This window comes from Hydrogenophaga atypica (assembly GCF_042665215.1).
Lineage (GTDB): Bacteria > Pseudomonadota > Gammaproteobacteria > Burkholderiales > Burkholderiaceae_C > Hydrogenophaga > Hydrogenophaga defluvii_A.
The window spans coordinates 1-15,950 of record NZ_JBHTCA010000017.1; the positions used below are offsets into that span (position 1 = coordinate 1).

At 62.8% G+C, this 15,950-nt stretch carries 12 protein-coding genes and 1 tRNA gene; 5 read left to right on the forward strand and 8 right to left on the reverse strand.

Annotated elements, in window-relative coordinates; translation table 11 throughout:
• From ACFQPB_RS17180 to ACFQPB_RS17190, 3 genes are all read right to left on the reverse strand, one after another.
• Positions 1-906 (reverse strand): ABC transporter transmembrane domain-containing protein (locus tag ACFQPB_RS17180; RefSeq protein ID WP_382225895.1); only part of this gene is annotated, 906 nt, incomplete at its 3' end.
• Between the two features lie 3 nt (positions 907-909).
• A complete protein-coding gene (locus ACFQPB_RS17185) occupies positions 910-1,704 on the reverse strand; it encodes a hypothetical protein (protein WP_382225898.1) in 795 nt (264 codons plus the stop codon).
• Between the two features lie 41 nt (positions 1,705-1,745).
• Positions 1,746-6,506, reverse strand: coding sequence for a cadherin domain-containing protein (locus tag ACFQPB_RS17190; protein WP_382225901.1), 4,761 nt, complete (start codon positions 6,504-6,506; stop codon positions 1,746-1,748).
• A gap of 122 nt (positions 6,507-6,628) precedes the next feature.
• Here ACFQPB_RS17190 and ACFQPB_RS17195 point away from each other — a divergent pair, with 122 nt between their 5' ends.
• Both ACFQPB_RS17195 and ACFQPB_RS17200 read left to right on the forward strand, forming a co-directional pair.
• Complete coding sequence (locus ACFQPB_RS17195; RefSeq protein ID WP_382225904.1) at positions 6,629-8,548, forward strand: sensor histidine kinase; 1,920 nt, start codon at positions 6,629-6,631, stop codon at positions 8,546-8,548.
• A gap of 46 nt (positions 8,549-8,594) precedes the next feature.
• Positions 8,595-9,302, forward strand: a complete 708-nt coding sequence (locus ACFQPB_RS17200) for a response regulator transcription factor (RefSeq protein ID WP_382225907.1) — start codon at positions 8,595-8,597, stop codon at positions 9,300-9,302.
• A 266-nt stretch (positions 9,303-9,568) separates the two neighbouring features.
• Here ACFQPB_RS17200 and ACFQPB_RS17205 read toward each other — a convergent pair whose 3' ends face one another.
• Positions 9,569-9,892, reverse strand: coding sequence for an NUDIX hydrolase (locus tag ACFQPB_RS17205; protein ID WP_382226070.1), 324 nt, complete (start codon positions 9,890-9,892; stop codon positions 9,569-9,571).
• Positions 9,893-10,448: 556 nt separating this feature from the next.
• Between ACFQPB_RS17205 and ACFQPB_RS17210 the strand changes: the two genes are divergently transcribed.
• Genes ACFQPB_RS17210 through ACFQPB_RS17220 form a run of 3 tightly spaced genes read left to right on the forward strand, consistent with a single transcriptional unit; the run spans position 10,449 to position 12,930 of the window.
• The gene (locus ACFQPB_RS17210; RefSeq protein WP_382225910.1) at positions 10,449-10,832 is read left to right on the forward strand and encodes a DUF3489 domain-containing protein; all 384 of its coding nucleotides are present in this window, start codon (positions 10,449-10,451) and stop codon (positions 10,830-10,832) included.
• Positions 10,829-11,212: a DUF2924 domain-containing protein gene (locus tag ACFQPB_RS17215; protein WP_382225913.1), complete on the forward strand. Its 384-nt coding sequence runs from the start codon at positions 10,829-10,831 to the stop codon at positions 11,210-11,212. The genes ACFQPB_RS17210 and ACFQPB_RS17215 overlap by 4 nt, the downstream gene beginning before the upstream one ends.
• A complete protein-coding gene (locus ACFQPB_RS17220) occupies positions 11,212-12,930 on the forward strand; it encodes a recombinase family protein (protein WP_382225915.1) in 1,719 nt (572 codons plus the stop codon). The genes ACFQPB_RS17215 and ACFQPB_RS17220 overlap by 1 nt, the downstream gene beginning before the upstream one ends.
• Before the next feature lie 236 nt (positions 12,931-13,166).
• Here ACFQPB_RS17220 and ACFQPB_RS17225 read toward each other — a convergent pair.
• From ACFQPB_RS17225 to ACFQPB_RS17240, 4 genes are all read right to left on the reverse strand, one after another.
• Positions 13,167-13,256: transfer RNA gene (locus ACFQPB_RS17225), tRNA-Ser, on the reverse strand.
• Between the two features lie 52 nt (positions 13,257-13,308).
• The gene (locus tag ACFQPB_RS17230) at positions 13,309-14,598 is read right to left on the reverse strand and encodes a tryptophan--tRNA ligase (RefSeq protein ID WP_382225918.1); all 1,290 of its coding nucleotides are present in this window, start codon (positions 14,596-14,598) and stop codon (positions 13,309-13,311) included.
• 24 nt (positions 14,599-14,622) lie between these two features.
• Positions 14,623-15,291: a site-2 protease family protein gene (locus ACFQPB_RS17235; RefSeq protein WP_382225921.1), complete on the reverse strand. Its 669-nt coding sequence runs from the start codon at positions 15,289-15,291 to the stop codon at positions 14,623-14,625.
• Between the two features lie 4 nt (positions 15,292-15,295).
• Positions 15,296-15,937 carry an L-threonylcarbamoyladenylate synthase gene (locus ACFQPB_RS17240; protein ID WP_382225924.1) on the reverse strand — a complete coding sequence of 214 codons (642 nt, stop codon included), beginning with the start codon at positions 15,935-15,937 and terminating at the stop codon, positions 15,296-15,298.
• Positions 15,938-15,950: the final 13 nt, after the last annotated feature.

Consider the following 15,950-nt stretch of genomic DNA (forward strand, 5'->3'; position numbering starts at 1 on the left):
CACGTTCAGAAACTCGGCCACCGCGTTGCGCGCCTTTACCTCGGACTCGGCCGGGTCGCCACCCAGGTACTTGGCGTGGGCTGCCACCGCCTGGTCCAGCGTCATGCTCGACACCATGGCCGCGTAGGCGCCCAGCCCCAGGATGGCAGACTGCAGGAAGGTGCGGGCAAAGCGCACCACAGCACCAATGCGCGCGGCGCGCTGGTTCACATCGCCCAGGGTGGCCAGGTACTGGTGCTGCCGCAGCAGCCAGCGCTGGCGCATGAAGCCCAGCATGCCCAGCGCGTCCACCACCTCGGCGTTGCGTGCGCTGGTGTCGGCCAGCTGGTGTGCGGCGTTGCCCATGCGGCTGGCTTCCACCTGCAAGGCGCCGGTGGCGCGTTCGTTGTACACCGCCAGCGCCAGCAGCAGCAGGGCCGAGGCCAGACCGAACCAGCCCAGCACCGGGTGGATGAGGAAGGTCACCGCCAGGTAGATGGGCAACCACGGCGCATCGAACAAGGCCATGAGGCCTTTGCCGGTGAGGAAGCTGCGCACATGGCCGAGGTCGGTCAGCGTCTGGCCCAGGCTGCCCTGGCGGCTCAGCCGCTGCTCGAAGCCGGCATCAAACAGCTTGGGGCCGAGCTGCAGGTCCAGCCCGGCGCTGGCGCGGCTCATCACCAAAGAACGAAGGTACTCCAGCGCCGCCTCCAGCGCCAGCAGGCCGGCCAGCAGCACGGTGAGCACCAGCAGGGTGTTCTCGTTGCGGCTGGTGAGCACCCGGTCGTAGGTCTGCAGCATGTAGAGCGAGGGCGCCAGCAGCAGCAGGTTGATGACCAGGCTCACGCCACCGACCTGCCAATACACGCGGCGCAGCGCCCCCAGGGCGCGGGTGAATTCGCCCTGGGGGATTTGAAGGCGGTTCATCGCTCAGGGCTGGCGCGCGAACAGCAGGGCCACGCCGCGGCTCTCGTCAGCGTTGGTGGCCACCACCGTGAGGCGGCTGTCGTCGCCCGAGATTGTGGCGATGCCGCTGAAGCGCTGCGTCGTGCCGGCGCAGTTCTCCTCAAAGCTCACTTGGTAGAGGCTCTGGCTTGCCACCACGGTGCTGGCGCCGCTGTAGGTGCAGCCGCTGGTGCTGGTGCCGGTCAGGTTATTGGCGATGCCAGCGCTCTGCACGGTCCAGCTCACTTCGATGCTGCCCAGCGCGGCACGCCAGCTGCCGTTGGCCTGGTCGGCGCGCAACGGGGTACTCATGACGTCGCTGCGGGTGAAGGTGGCGCTGGCGCCCAGGGCGGATTGCAGCGTCAGTTGTGTGCCGGTGGTGCTGGAGACGCTGTAGCTGCCCGGGGTGACTGCGGCCACTGCATCAGTACCCAGCGTGAAGCGCTTGCCGGTGACGGTGGCAGCAGCGCCATCGGCGCCGTTGGCCTGAAGCTTGTAGAGGGTGCTGCCGTCTTGCGCCAGGCCCCACAGGGTGTCTACGGCCGGGGTGTTGGCGCCGCTGGAGGCAGGCACCGCAATGGCGGTGTAGGCCGGATCGAGCCCCGTGCTGGCCCAGCGGCCTTGCAGGATGCTGGAGGTGGGGTTGATGACAGCCGGAGCTTCGTCGTTGCTGTCACCACCGCCGCCGCATGCGCTCAGGCCCAGGCTGAGGGCGATGGCGGTCAGTGCAGCCACGAAAGGCTTGCGGGCGAAGCTGTGCGCATTGGAAAAGCGGTTCATATTCAAACTCTCGAAGGCTGGAAGTCAGTTGGAATCGGCTCTTAGAACCAGAAGCCATCGTTTTCAACGACGGGCTGGTGTTCGGCCAGAGACAGCGGCATCGACCCCACCGCCCCAGGCGCGGAGACAAAGCCATTGGCCGCGCCGTCGGCATCAAAGGCGCCGCCGTCCTCGATCACGAAGTCCAGTCGAAGTCGGCCGCCTTCTTCCACCATGCCACCACCGTAGGCCTTGCTGGCGAGGTTCACCCAGGTGCCGTTGGCGTCTTGTCGCCAGAAGCCGTTCACCCCCAAGCCGGGATCGACGTACAGGCTGAAGCTGCCGGAGTCACCAACGTTGATCACCCCTGCAGTGAAGGCCAGCAACCCCAGGGGAGCCTCCATCACCGCTGGCAGGCCGGCCGGGGCATCCACCTGGCTCATCTGCGTGATTGCGGTGCTGCCAACCGGCTTGCCCGCGAGGCTGTTGCTGACCAGCGTGACGAAAGTCACCGGTGCCTGCGGGTTCTGGCTGATCGCGTCTGTCGCTCGGAAGGCGGCGGAGGACACGTCGCTTTGCGCCGTGTCGGCAATGCCATCGCCGTTGCCATCTCCGGGGGCTGCGCTTGAGCCGCTGGTCACCAGGGAGGGCACTCGCGCCTCCACCAATTGGGGAACCCCGTCCCCGTCGCCATCGGGCAGATTCGGCCACTGGTTCTGGGGTGGGATTGGCGCGGGTGCCGGCGCTGGCGCGGGTGGGTCGTCGGGCTCGGGCGCTGGCGCCGGTGCAGCAGTCAAGCTGTAAGTGGCAGTGGTCGGGCGTGCAAACACGCCATCTGTCACGTTGATGGCAAGGCTGGCTGGCCCAGCGTTCGATGCCGTGAAGGTTGCATTGGCCAACGTACTGTTGATGGCTGCCGCGCTACCGGTAAGCTGAATGCCTGGTGTGTGTGCGTCGTTGTCGGTCAAGCCCCCGATCGCGCCATTGTTCGCCGTGAGCGTGACCAACAGAGTGTTGTCGGCGTTCGCATCGGCCACGGCAAAGTCGGCCAGCGCGGCGGCAGCGCCAGCCACCACTGCCTGTGCAGCGGCGGGAATCCCGCTGATGGTCGGGGCACTGTTCCCCGGCCCTGCGCCCGTGAAAGACACCGTGACGCCCTCTGGTACGTTGAACACATGGACGACGCCGCTGCCATCGTTATCGATCGTGATGGATTGGCCTGAAGTGAGGTGGCTCAAATCAACGTTGATGGGCTGGGTGCCCGTGGTGACGTTCAGTGCTGCGCCGTTCTGCAGCCCATAGACCGTCACAGCTCCAGAGCCCGTGTTGTTCAAGATGAGGTTGCCCTCGGGCCCGACCAAGTCAATGGCCCCCGTGCCGCCGGTGCTCAGGGTGGCATCGGGGTTGAGTCCGTTGACGGTTACCGTACCGGAGCCGTTGTTGACGATGCTGAGGTTGCCATCCGGGTTGGTCACGCTCGTGGGGCCGCTGCCCGTGGTGGTCAAGGTGGAGCCGGTGTTCAGACCATCCACGGTCACGGTGCCGCTGCCCGTGTTGGCAACGGTCAGGCTGCCCGCGGGGTCGCTGATTTGCGCGGGTCCGCTCCCGCTCAGGGTCACGGTCTGACCATCCCGCAGGCCGCTGACCACGGCAGGGGTGTCACTGTCGTTGATCAGCGTGAAATCACCGAGGGGAGCCGGCACGGTGCCGCCGTTGGGCACGCTGATGGTTGCCGTGCTGGTGTCCACGCTGCCGTTGATCACAGCCTGGTTGGCAAAGCTCGCCACCAGATTACCCAATGCATCTTGCAAGCGATTGGCTTCTGAGTCTGGCTGCGTGTAACCGACAGTGATGTCGCCGCTGGGTGCGGCATCCAGTGTGAGGATCACGGTTTTGGTAGCGTCGTCGGGAACGCTGACCGCGCTGACCGTGTAGCCCCCCGATACCGTGAAAGCACTGATAGCGGGCACCTTGGTTGGTTCCAGGCGGCTGCTGTCTTGAAACACGAGCGTCAACTGACTCCCGTTGACGGCAGCCACACTGACCACCGGCGCCACGTTCTCGGTGATGCCTATCGTGAAATCCTTGGTGTAGGTGTTGTTGACGGCTGCGCCGTCATCAGCGGTCAGACTGACGGAGAAGTTGGGTTTGGCGGTGGGGTTCAGCGGCGTGCCGGCTTTCAGATAGAGCTTGCCATCCTCGACCTCAAACAACGCGGCGTCGCTTCCTCCGAGTGTCAGTGTGTGTGCAACGTTATCCAAATCCGTCACGCTGATGGTGCCCACTTCGATGCGCTGCGCCGTGTCGCCCAGAGCGATGGTGGTGCCAGACAGGGCGATGTCGGAGGGTGCATCGTTCACCGCCACCAGCGTCACCGTGGAGGTCAGGCTCAGGGTGGCGGTGGCACTGCCGCCGCTGTCGGTCATAGACGTCAGCGTCACCGCGCGCGGGAGGGTGGTGCTGGGGTTCTGGCTGCTGTTGCTGTAGGTGATGCCATTGATCAGGGCGGCCGTCTCTTCTGGTGTGGCCCCCCCGGCTTTGCTCAGGCTGAGGGTCGAGGTGCCGGCGTTCACGCTGACGCTGTAGGTCACGCCAGTCGCGGTCGTCGTGCCGGTGTTGCCTTGGGTCAGTGCAATCGGCTGGCCATCAACGTTCAGAAACTCGGTGGCATCGCTCACGTTGCTGACCGTGAAGGTCATTCCGGTGATGGACTGGCCGCTTTCCACGGTGCTCACCACCACATCGCTGAACAGGCACACCGCGGCGCCGTCCTCGGTGTACATGACGGCGGGATCGACGCGGTTGCTGACCTGTGGTGCGTCGTTGACGGGGGTGACCGTCACCGTCTGGATGGCCGAAGCAGTGGCGTTGGCCGCATCGGTGGCGGTGAAGGTGACGGTGCGTGCTGTGGTGGTGGGGTCGTTGCTGCTGTTGGTCAACTGCACAGCCCGCGCCACGTCTTGGACCAAATCGTTGGTGGCGTTGCTGTCGAAAGTAAAGACCCATGGAAAGGGTGCGCCACCGTTGGCCGAACTACCGTTGGCTGTGCCAATTTGCGTGGTCCCGCTCATCAGCAGGTTGCCGCCAATCACATCCAGCCAGATGCCGCTACCACCTGGGTTGGTGGTCGGCAGGATCAGGCTGTCATCGCCACTGGGGTTGCCTGTGATCTGCACCATCAACGTCCCACCGACCCAGTTGCCATCGTCATCGCTGAGGGTGATGGCCGGGGCAACGGCGGTGGGGGTTTGCTCGGTGAAGGCGGTGGAGCCACCGGCTGCAATGGCCGGGGTCTCGTTCACATCGGTGACGCTGACGCTGACCGCTTGCTCCGTCACCAAGGTGGCGCCGGTGCCCGCGTTGGTAGCGACCACGGTGAAGGCGTAGCTGTTCTTTGCCTCGAAGTTGGCGCTGGCTTTGAGCGTGACTTCGCCGGTGCTGCTGTTTATGGTCAGCAACTCAGCATCGGAGGCGCTGCCATCCCATTTCAAACTGTAGGCAACCGCCTGATTGGCCCCTGTGCTGTCGGCATCCGTGGTTGCGGCGTCGTAGATCACGGTGCTGGTGGCGGCGTTCTCGGTCACGGTGCCGGTGCCACCGCTGGTGAATACGGGTGCGTTGTCGTTCACATCCGTGACGTTCACCGTCAGGGTCTGCTCGTCGGACAGGCCGGAGCTGTCTGTGACGCGGACTTTGACTTCGTAGCTGTTATCGGTGCCGTTGTCGCTCGGGGCCTCGTAGTTGGGGCTGTCCTTGAAGGTGAGTGCGCCGGTGCTGTTGATGTTGAACAGTGCCGCATCGGCCCCGCCCGTGATGCTGTAGGTTTTGCTGTCGCCAGTATCGGCATCGCTGGCGGTGACTGTGGTGATGGCGCTGTTGCCGTTTTCGGCGTAGCTGACGGTGGCGCTATCGCCGCCGCCATTGCTGGTGATGACAGGGGTCGCCTGGATAGTCAGGGTCGTGGTGGTGGTGCGTGCAACTTCAGTAGGGTTGTCGTCGGAATAGCCACCGTACTCAATGACAAAGCCCGTGACGGTGTATTGCTCACCGCCACCGGTGTTCACCAGGTCATTCCACCTTCCTGCTACCAGCCCTCCGGTGCCGCTGCTGATGAGCTGAGCGTAGTCCTCAGTGCCGCCACCATCATTTGGCTCGCCGGTTTGCCAGCTGTAGAAAGGAGACTCGCTGTCAATGGGGTTAGCGCCATCACCGGGCTCGGTCATGATGAGGGTGCCTGCCTCCGGCCCAGTGACCCACCTCCAGGTACCTTCGACTGCTGCATCGTTGGCCCCAATCCAGGCGTTGCCGCCGACTTTGCCAACGATGAAGTCGTTTTCCTGCTGCGAAGTAATGGTGACGAGGTAGCCCTGCAAGCCGTTGAATTTCGTGCCGGAGTTAGCCGCGTAACCTTGGGCGCCTGTCCAGGTTTTGTCCGTTAAGCCTTTTGCTGTGTAGTCGATGTATTCGTAATAGTGCCCGTTGACTGGGTTGTAGGCTGGGCCCCCCTTGACTGCGCTGATTTTGAGTGTGGGGCTCGCATTGGCGTCGCTGTTGTAGGCCTGCAGCGACTGCAAGGCATCGTTGACCTGCGTCAGGTTGCCTTCAAACGCAATGCTGGAGGCAGAGCCGTCGTACAGGTCGCCATAGCCGGCGGCATTAGTGACGCCCGTGCTACTGTTGCTGAGCTTGAGGCTGCCGCTACCGACCTCCACCACGACCCGCACGGTGCCCGTGAAGCCGGCAACTGGCGCAGCGCTGTAAACGTTGGTCCACGTGTTGACCAACAGGTTCTGCAAGGATGGGGCGGCAATGGAGGTGGCCATGGGGGTTGTCTTAATATGTTATGAACTGTTAATTTTGAACAACTCTACCGATCGCTCTGAGCCGAAACCAAAGAAACCCAAATGCAAGCTTGCTGGCCGTGCCTGTGTCGCGGAGACGACCGATGTTGAGGTATTTGGCCGCGTGGATGGCCTTGTTTCTCGGCTGTTTCATGGGCATGTCCACTGCGTTGGCGCAAGATCACATCGTCGAGCGCAGCTGGGCAGAAGACCCTGCTGGCCAGTGGAGCTGGAGCGATGCGCGCAAGCAAACCACTCAGCCGTTTGAAGGGACTCTGAATCGCGGCTATGGCACGGGAGTGCTTTGGCTGCGTTTGCGTATAGACCCGCAGGCTGGCGAAGTCATGGGTGGTACCGATGCTGACCTGCAGGACCTTGTGCTGCGCATTCGGCCGGCGTATTTGGACGATGTGCAGCTGTTTGACCCGCTGGCGCCGGACGGGCATGCCGGCACGGTGGGTGACCGCCACCATCCGCGCCTCGATCCGCTTCCCGGTTCGGACTTTCTGTGGCCCATCTCACGAGGCGACGCGCCCCGCGACATCTGGCTGCGGTTGCAGTCCACCAGCACCCGGCAGATCCATGTGGCGGTCTTGCCGCCGCGAGAACTTGCACTCAGGGTGCTTCAGTGGAACATCGTCACCAGCCTCTACATCGGCGCTGTCATGGTGCTGCTGCTTTGGGCCTGCTTGGGCTTTGTGTTGCGCCGTGACGTGTTGATGGGCTGGTTTGCGTTGATGAATATCACGGCCTGCCTGTTTGGCCTCACCTCCTTGGGCTTCATGCGGGGTTTTTGGCCGATCGCCTGGAGTGCTGAAGCCCTGAACCTGCTGGGCAGCTTCGCTTCTGTGTTGGTGGTGGGGGCGGGTGTGGCGTTCCACGCCCGTTTTTTGCGGGAGTTTCGACCTGCCCCGTGGGCGATGGGCCTGCTTGACGCCCTGCTGCTTCTGGTGCTGGTCAATTTGGTGCTGGTGGCCTGGGGCAACGTCAGTTGGGCGTTGCAGAGCAACATGGTCACGATTTTGTTGGCGCCACCCATCTGCTTGTTGTGCGCCATCACGGGCCGGGTGTGGGCCGATTCGCCAGAGGGCAGCAAAGTGCCGGCATTGACGCGCAAGGTGTTGGTGACGTTCTACCTGGGTTTTCTGACGATTTTTGCGCTGTCTTCCACCACCGGGCTGGGCTGGCTGCCTGCCACTGAGTGGACCATCTATGTCAGCCAGGTGCACACCTTGGTGATCAGCTTGCTGCTCATGCTGGTGCTGCAATACCGCGCTTTCAAGCTGGACCAGCAGAGGCAGCAAACCCAGCTGGCCTTGAAGACCACCACGCTGGCGGTGGCGCATGAGCGCCAGTTGCGTGAGGAGCAGGAGAAGCTCCTGGCCATGCTGGCGCACGAGATCAAGACGCCCTTGGCAACCATGCATCTGCGGCTGGATGGCCAAGCCAAGGGCGTCAAAGAAATTCGAGATGCCATGCGCGACATGAACGGTGTGATTGACCGTTGCCTGCAAGCTCTTCAATTGGGTGATGGACGCCTCAGCGCGCGATTTCAAACCGTTGATCTCGTGGATGTGGTGCGCAGCGCATGGTCTGCCTCTGCACAACCTGCAAACGTGCAATTGAACGTGCCCAAAGCATTGCCTGTGGAGACCGATCCGCAACTGCTTTTCATCGTTTTGAGCAACTTGCTGGATAACGCCGGCAAATACGCAAAGCCGCAGACAACCATTGAGCTCGCCTGTGCGTTGGAGCACGACAGACAGATGCCGCAGGCCTCGCAAACGCCCCAGGCCGTCCGCGTGACCGTGGCCAACGTGCCAGGCAAGGCAGGCTGGCCCGACCCAACACACGTCTTTGACAAGTACTACCGCTCGCCTCAGGCGAAGCGGCAATCTGGCACAGGGCTGGGTTTGTACCTGGCCCAACACCTGGTGCAAGCGCTGGGGGGGCAACTTTCATACGTGCCGGACGACGAGGTGGTGCGTTTTGTGGTGACGCTGCCCCTGAATCGCGTGGCTTGACCGCACTTTTGGCTTGTTTTGGCTTGGCATGGGGCAGCCCGATAAGATGGTCGCGATGGACGCAACGCCTTCGCTGCATATTCTGGTTGTTGAAGACAACGACAGCCTGCGGGACGCCACCACCGACTTCTTGAATGCCAACGGTCATCACACCACCGGCGTATCCAGCGCGGAAGAGGTGGATGACACCCCCACCCGCGACCTGCCGGATCTGTACCTGGTGGATGTCAATTTGCCCGGCGAGGACGGGTTTTCATTGATCAAGCGGATTCGCGCCAGCCAGCCACTGGCGGGCATAGTGCTCATGACGGCCCGCGGTCAATTGCATGACCGACTCGATGGCTACAACCACGGTGCAGACAATTACCTCATCAAACCGGTTGAGCAGGCCGAGTTGCTGGCTTGCGTGCGCGGCCTGGCACTGCGCTTGAAAGCCGGTGTGCCCAAGGTTGATGGCCGTCTGATGCTGTACAGCAACAGCCATCGTCTGATAGGCCCTCTGGGTGAATCGCAGCTGAGTCACGGGGAAAGCATGCTGTTGGCGGCTTTTTCTCGCGCCGCAGGGCGAAAGCTTGAGCGGTGGCAAGCCATGCAACTGGTGGACCACCACCACAGGGGCTTGTCGCAAGCCAACATGGAAATGCGCATCAGCTCCTTGCGTAAAAAGCTGCACACCTGCGGCGCGCCCGACGCATCGATTCTGGCCTTGCGCGGGTTTGGGTACGCGCTGAACTGCGAGATTGAGATTCGGTGAGTGTGTGCTGGGCTTTTGCCTGCGCACAACGGGCCAGGCTGGGCCATTTGTTAGGGTAACCTGAAAACTTGTACCGCTCGCATGGGTGTCGGCGCTGGGATGAACGTGGTGAGGAGCCCAAAGGTATCCGCCAGGACTCCAAGGCCTCTGGGACTCCGTTAGCCTCTATCGCCACCAACAACGTCAACTGAGCACATCATGGAAGACACACGCTGCTGTGGAACGGGCAGCTTTGACAGAGGTACCAGCATCACACACTGGCTTTCCTAGCTCATGTCGGCCGGCGAGCCGCCGATGCGTTCGGCCAGGTAATAGCGCGTGTAGGTCTGTGAACGCCGTACATCCACCAGGTGCTGCAGCAGCCGCGCGCGCAGACCCGATTCCTCGTAGGCCTCGCACAGCGCCGTGGTTTGCAGGCTGTTGCCGTCAGGGCGACCCTTGGGAAACGTGAGCTCGTAGCCACCAAATTGGTTTGTCGGGCCAACGAGCCAGACTCGGCCGTCGGTCTCCTTTGTGACCACACCCGCAGCGGGTCCCAGTCCCTTAGGCGCCCTGAAGGCCGGCTCCGCGATATTGTTCTCGTCTGCCAGCGCTTCCCACCCCGCCTAGTCCGTGGGGGCGTCCACCCAAGGCAAGAACGGCACGCGATGCAGTGACGCCGGCAGTTTGCCGTAGGGAGCATTGCGGCTATCTGCTCGGCTTGTTTCCGTGCCCGCTGGCTCGACGGCGTGCTGGGCGCGAGAATCAGCACAGGCTGGCCACGATCGTCTTGCTTGCGGTGAGCGTGATTCTGTGGATGGCGTTGCAGCTCGTACAGTGCAGACCACACATCTTGGTACAGGTCTCCACCGTGCGATCGAATGCAATGACCGCGCCGGGGCTGGGGCGGCGCGGAGTCGCGACTTCCGCTTTCTTCGCGACAGCGGCCGTTGTGTGTCGCTAACACCGAGTGGCTGCAACCGCTGCAAAACGGTCCTCCACCATCCACCACACCGCCTGCGCCACTGCATCGATCAATTCCGGTGTTCCAGCAAGCGCAGGCTGGTAATCATGACCTTGCACCACGGACACTGCCGAAATGACTTGAAGCGCTGGTGATGTAGAGCGTTACTGCGACCCGTGCCGCTTGTGGCACGGGAGCATTCAATGAAACGCACACCACCCACCACCAAAACACCCAAGTCCACCTCGTCAGCCAAGCCTGCGGTGAAGTCTGCAGCCAAGCCCGCTGCCGCCGCCAAAAATTCCCCTGCAAAGAAGCCTGCAGCTGGCAAATCATTGCCCCGCTCAGTGCCTGTTTCTGCTGCTCCGACCACGCATCCCGCAAGTAAGCAATCCCAGCTGATTGCCTTGCTGCGTTCTACCCCGGGCGCAACGTTGGCTCAGATGATGGCGCTGACCGGCTGGCAAGCCCACACGGTGCGCGGCATGCTCAGCGGCTCCCTGCGCAAACGCCTGGGTCTCAATGTTCAGGCCGAAGTTTCGGAGGGCCTGCGCGTCTACCGCATTGTGGAGGAGGGCGCTCAATGAACACCCTGGCCGAGATCACCACCGCCGACCGCAATTCGCTGGCCAAACGCTGGGAATTGTTGTTCGAACACGAACCCCCACCCCAGATCCACACCGCCTTGATGCGCCGTGTCCTGGCCTGGAATGTCCAGATGCAGCAGGCAGGTCTTGATCCCTTGAGTGTTTCAACGTTTGGCAGCCAGGGGTCTTCTCGTCCCCCGGTCGCCCTTCGCCCTGGGACCCGCCTGCTTCGCGAGTGGCAGGGCACCACCCACGAGGTACGGGTGCTGGATGCGGGCTTTGACTACGCCGGCCAGTCCTACAAGAGCCTGAGCGCTGTCGCCCGCGCTATCACCGGCACCCCCTGGTCTGGCCCCTTGTTCTTCGGGATCAAACGCTGATGGCAACCAAGTCGTTCAATTTTTCGACCGCCGGAGCCGCTCAGGTACCAGCCATGGCCTGCGCCATCTACACCCGCAAATCCTCCGAAGAAGGTCTGGAGCAGGATTTCAATTCGCTTCACGCCCAGCGTGAAGCCTGCGAGGCGTTTGTGCTGAGCCAAAAGAGCCTGGGCTGGAGCCTGAACCCCACCACCTACGACGACGGGGGCTTCTCCGGGGGCAACGTCGAGCGCCCCGCCTTGAAACGCCTGATCGCTGACATCGAGGCCGGCAAGATCAAGGTCATCGTGGTCTACAAGGTCGACCGCCTGACCCGGTCCCTGGCCGATTTCGCCAAGCTGGTGGAGCTCTTCGACGCCAAAGGTGTGTCATTCGTCTCCGTCACCCAGCAGTTCAATACGACGACGTCCATGGGCCGGCTGACCTTGAATGTGCTTCTTTCATTCGCCCAGTTCGAGCGGGAGGTCACGGGCGAGCGCATCCGCGACAAGATCGCCGCTTCAAAGCGCAAGGGCCTGTGGATGGGCGGTGTAGCCCCAGTAGGCTATGTTCCCCATGGCCGCACCCTGGTGCCCGAAGAAATCCATGCCGATCGCGTCCGGGAAATCTACGAGCTGTATCTGGAGAAAAACTGCGTGCGCAAGCTCAGTGAAGAGCTCCAGAAGCGCCAGTGGCTCACACCTGAACGCACAACGAAGCGGGCAGGGGGTGGTGGCAACAAACCTTTCAGCAGGGGCCACCTGTACCGAATCCTGAGCAATCCGATCTACGTGGGACGAGTCCCCCACAAGGACGATGCCCACCCAGGCCAACACCCGGCCATCGTCGGCGAGGAACTCTGGAACCAGGTCCAGCAGCGCTTGGAACAGAACAAACAAGGCACCAAGACCAAAGCCCACGCAGCCAACCCAAGTCTGCTGGCCGGAAAGCTGCAAGACGAACTGGGCAGGCGATTGATTCCCTCACACGCCAGAAAGGGGCACAAACGCTACCGGTACTACATCACGGCAGCCGATGAGCCAGGTGACCCGATCCGTCTGCCGGCCAATGATCTGGAGGAATTGGTGATCGCAGCAGTCACCCGGTGGGCCAGTGACAAAAAGCAGATCGTGGACGCCGTTGGCTGGAACAACGCCAAGCTGGCCAGCGACGCGATCGCATCAGGGAAACAGCTGGTCCAGAACCTGAAGCTCAGTGCCCGGGACCACATCGGCAACTGTGTGGAAGCGGTCGAGGTTGGACCGAGCACCATCAGGATTGCGATCGACTTGGTGGGGTGCGGATTGGTCAAGCCGGAAAAGGGCGGAGACAGCAGCTCATGGGAGCAGCCCGTGCTCGAGGTTCCCGCCGAGCGGAAGCGGACGGGTCTGGCAGTCAGGCTGATCATCGGGGACCCCGGGCCTGGTCAGATTGATGCTCGGCAGCACAAGGGCGCCAAGGAACCTGACCCCACGATGTTGACCATGCTGGCCAAGGCGAGGGACTGGTACGAGAAGCTCACCCTGCGCGGGCTGTCCCTGGCACAAATCTCTCAGGCCGACCAGATCTCGGTCAAGTACGTGGGCCGCATCCTGCAACTGGCCCTGCTGGCGCCGGACATCGTGCATGCCTTGGAGCAGGGCGATTACCCGATGGATCTGACCGCCACCAAGCTCAGCCGGATGGTGCCGTTGCCGATGGACTGGGATGAGCAGAGACACTTGCTCGGCATGACCTGAGCGCGCAGCAACTCAATCAAAAACGGGGTGTTCAGCACCCCGTTTTGCATGGGACCTTCAATCGGCGAAAACCCACAATGTCACCGCCCCCGAGGGCCCACAGAGAATGGGCCAGAAAAATCAGAGCGGATTCGGTCAGAGAGAGCCCACAGAGAAACCCGAATCGGCCTGCAGCCCGCATGAACGGGGGCTTTGCCAAAAGAAAAGGCCCCCGCGCTGCGGGGGCCTTGACGTACTGGCGGAGAGGGTGGGATTCGAACCCACGGTGATGTTGCCACCACGCCTGATTTCGAGTCAGGTACATTCGACCACTCTGCCACCTCTCCTGGTGTGTGGTAAGCCCAAAATTATATCAGATCAACGTTTGGGGTTTTGGCATCAGCTGTTGGCTTGCAAAAAATAGCGCAGTGCCTGCAACGCTTCTTCTGTGCTCGCATCCTGCGCAACCAACACGTTGGGCGGCAAGGTGCTGGGGGCTTCTTGTAAGGCTTTGATGCAGACGCCTGCATCGCGTGGCGAGCCAAATCCGCTGCTCTGCAGCAGCAGTTTGCCGTGGGCATCCAGCAGCTTGAAGTAGAACCGACCGTCTTGTTCGCGGTACTGTTTGAAGCTGGGTGCGGCCACTTTGTTGGCTTTGGTGGTTTTGCCGCTGTCGGTCACTTGCAAGGGTCGCAGGCCCACCGCGTGGCGCAAGCGCGCGGTGAAGGGAGTGGCGATGGCGCGGGCTTTTTCGGCACCGGCCAGCAGGGTCTTTTCAATGCGGGCGGGGTCGCGGATCAACTCGTCATAGACCTCGCGCATGGGGGTGATCTCACGGTCCAGGCGCTCGAACAGCAGTTGTTTGGCCTCGCCCCAGGCGATGCCGTCGGCGTAGGCCTTGGCAAATCCCTGGGTTTCTTCACTGCTGGCAAACGCTTGGTAGAGCTGGAACAGGGCCGAGCCTTCGGTGTCCTTGGGTTCGCCGGGCGCGCGCGAGTCGGTGAGGATGCCTATGATGAGCTTCTTGAGCTGTTCACGCGGCACGAACAGCGGGATCGTGTTGTCGTAGCTCTTGCTCATCTTGCGGCCGTCCAGCCCGGGCAGGGTGGCCACGTTTTCCTCGATGGCGGCTTCGGGCAGGGTGAAGTGTTCGCCGTAGAGGTGGTTGAAGCTGGACGCGATGTCGCGCGCCATTTCGATGTGCTGGATCTGGTCGCGGCCCACGGGCACCTGGTGGGCGTTGAACATCAGGATGTCGGCGGCCATCAGCACCGGGTACATGAAGAGGCCGGCGGTCACGCCGTGGTCGGGCTCTTCACCGGCGGCGGTGTTTTTGTCCACCGACGCCTTGTAGGCGTGGGCACGGTTGAGCAGGCCTTTGCCACACACGCAGGTGAGCAGCCAGGTCAGTTCGGGAATTTCGGGGATGTCGGACTGCCGGTAGAAGGTCACCTTCTCAGGGTCCAGGCCACAGGCCAGCCACGTGGCGGCAATCTCCAACGTGGAGCGTTGCACGCGCGCGGGGTCGCCGCTGGTTTTGATGAGCGCGTGGTAGTCGGCCAGGAAGTAGAAGTTCTCGGTGTTGGCCAGGCGGCTGGCGCGCACGGTGGGGCGCACGGCGCCCACGTAGTTGCCCAGGTGCGGCGTGCCGCTGGTGGTGATGCCGGTGAGAACGCGCGTGGTGGTCATGTGGGAAGCAGCAAAAAATCAGGTTCAGAACAGGAGGGCGCGCACGGGCGTGAGCAGTAAGTCGATGGCGCTGCCGGTGACAGCCATCAAGGGGCGCAGCCAAAGGCTGCCCACCACACCGCTGATGACCAACGCCATGACGACGAAGAAACCCCAGGGTTCGATGCGGGACACGAGGAGTGCTTGCCGCATGGGGAGCAGCCCAACGAGGATGCGCCCGCCGTCCAGCGGCGGCAGCGGGAACAGGTTGAAGGCAAACATCACCAGGTTGACCAGTACGCCGGCCCGGCACATGGCCAGAAAAAAGCGTTCTTCCACCCCAGCCGCCACCATCAGGTAGCCCACCAGTGTCCAGCCGATGGCCATGGCCAGGTTGGCGCCGGGGCCGGCCAGGGCCACCCAGACCATGTCGCGTTTGGGGTGGCGCAGGTTGCCAAAACGCACCGGCACAGGTTTGGCGTAACCAAAGAGGAAAGCACCTGCCGTGGCGAAGTACAGCAGCAGCGGCATGGCGATGGTGCCCACCGGGTCGATGTGGCGCACCGGGTTGAGCGAGATGCGCCCCATCATGGCGGCGGTGTTGTCACCGAAGTGGCGCGCCGCGTAGCCGTGTGCGGCCTCGTGCAGGGTGATGGCAAACAGGACGGGGATGGCGTAGATGGCCACCGTCTGGACGATCTGGGCAAAGTTCATGCGCTTATTGTCCCAGGCCCAGGGCGTCCAGCGGGCCTTGGCCCACCCGGATGACTTCCGGGTCACCGCCTGTGCCCATGGGTGTGAGGTCGATCACGGTGGTGGGGGCCAACGCGCAAGCGCCCGCATCGATGACGGCGGCCAGATCATGCTGAAAGCGCTCGCGGATCGCTTCGGCGTCGTTCATGGGTTCGGTCTCGCCGGGTGGGATCAGCGTGGTGGCCAGCAGCGCGGTGCCGTGTTGCTCCAGCAAATCCAGCAGTACGCGGTGGTCGGGCACACGCAGGCCAATGGTTTTGCGCGAGGGGTGGCTCAGGCGGCGGGGGATGTCTTTGCCGGCGTCGAGGATGAAGGTGTAGGGTCCGGGCGTGCCCAGCTTGAGCAGGCGGTACTGTTTGTTGTCCACCTTGGCGTAGTTGGACAACTCGCTCAGGTCGCGGCACAACACGGTGAGGTGGTGCTTGTCGTCCACCTGGCGGATGCGGCGCAGGTGGTCGGCCGCGGCTTTGTCGTCGAGGTGGCAGACCAGCGCATAGCTCGAATCGGTGGGCACGGCCAGGATGCCCCCTTTGGCCAGCAGCTGCACCGCTTGCTTGAGCAGGCGCGGCTGCGGGTTCTCAGGATGGACTTCAAACAGCTGGGACATCTTGGTTTAGCCG

Coding starts and splice junctions, on each gene's coding strand:
- ACFQPB_RS17240 (WP_382225924.1), bottom strand. CDS start 15,937: ATGTCCCAGCTGTTTGAAGTCCATCCTGAGAACCCGCAGCCGCGCCTG.
- ACFQPB_RS17235 (WP_382225921.1), bottom strand. CDS start 15,291: ATGAACTTTGCCCAGATCGTCCAGACGGTGGCCATCTACGCCATCCCC.
- ACFQPB_RS17200 (WP_382225907.1), top strand. CDS start 8,595: ATGGTCGCGATGGACGCAACGCCTTCGCTGCATATTCTGGTTGTTGAA.
- ACFQPB_RS17220 (WP_382225915.1), top strand. CDS start 11,212: ATGGCAACCAAGTCGTTCAATTTTTCGACCGCCGGAGCCGCTCAGGTA.
- ACFQPB_RS17195 (WP_382225904.1), top strand. CDS start 6,629: ATGTTGAGGTATTTGGCCGCGTGGATGGCCTTGTTTCTCGGCTGTTTC.
- ACFQPB_RS17185 (WP_382225898.1), bottom strand. CDS start 1,704: ATGAACCGCTTTTCCAATGCGCACAGCTTCGCCCGCAAGCCTTTCGTG.
- ACFQPB_RS17215 (WP_382225913.1), top strand. CDS start 10,829: ATGAACACCCTGGCCGAGATCACCACCGCCGACCGCAATTCGCTGGCC.
- ACFQPB_RS17190 (WP_382225901.1), bottom strand. CDS start 6,506: ATGGCCACCTCCATTGCCGCCCCATCCTTGCAGAACCTGTTGGTCAAC.
- ACFQPB_RS17210 (WP_382225910.1), top strand. CDS start 10,449: ATGAAACGCACACCACCCACCACCAAAACACCCAAGTCCACCTCGTCA.
- ACFQPB_RS17230 (WP_382225918.1), bottom strand. CDS start 14,598: ATGACCACCACGCGCGTTCTCACCGGCATCACCACCAGCGGCACGCCG.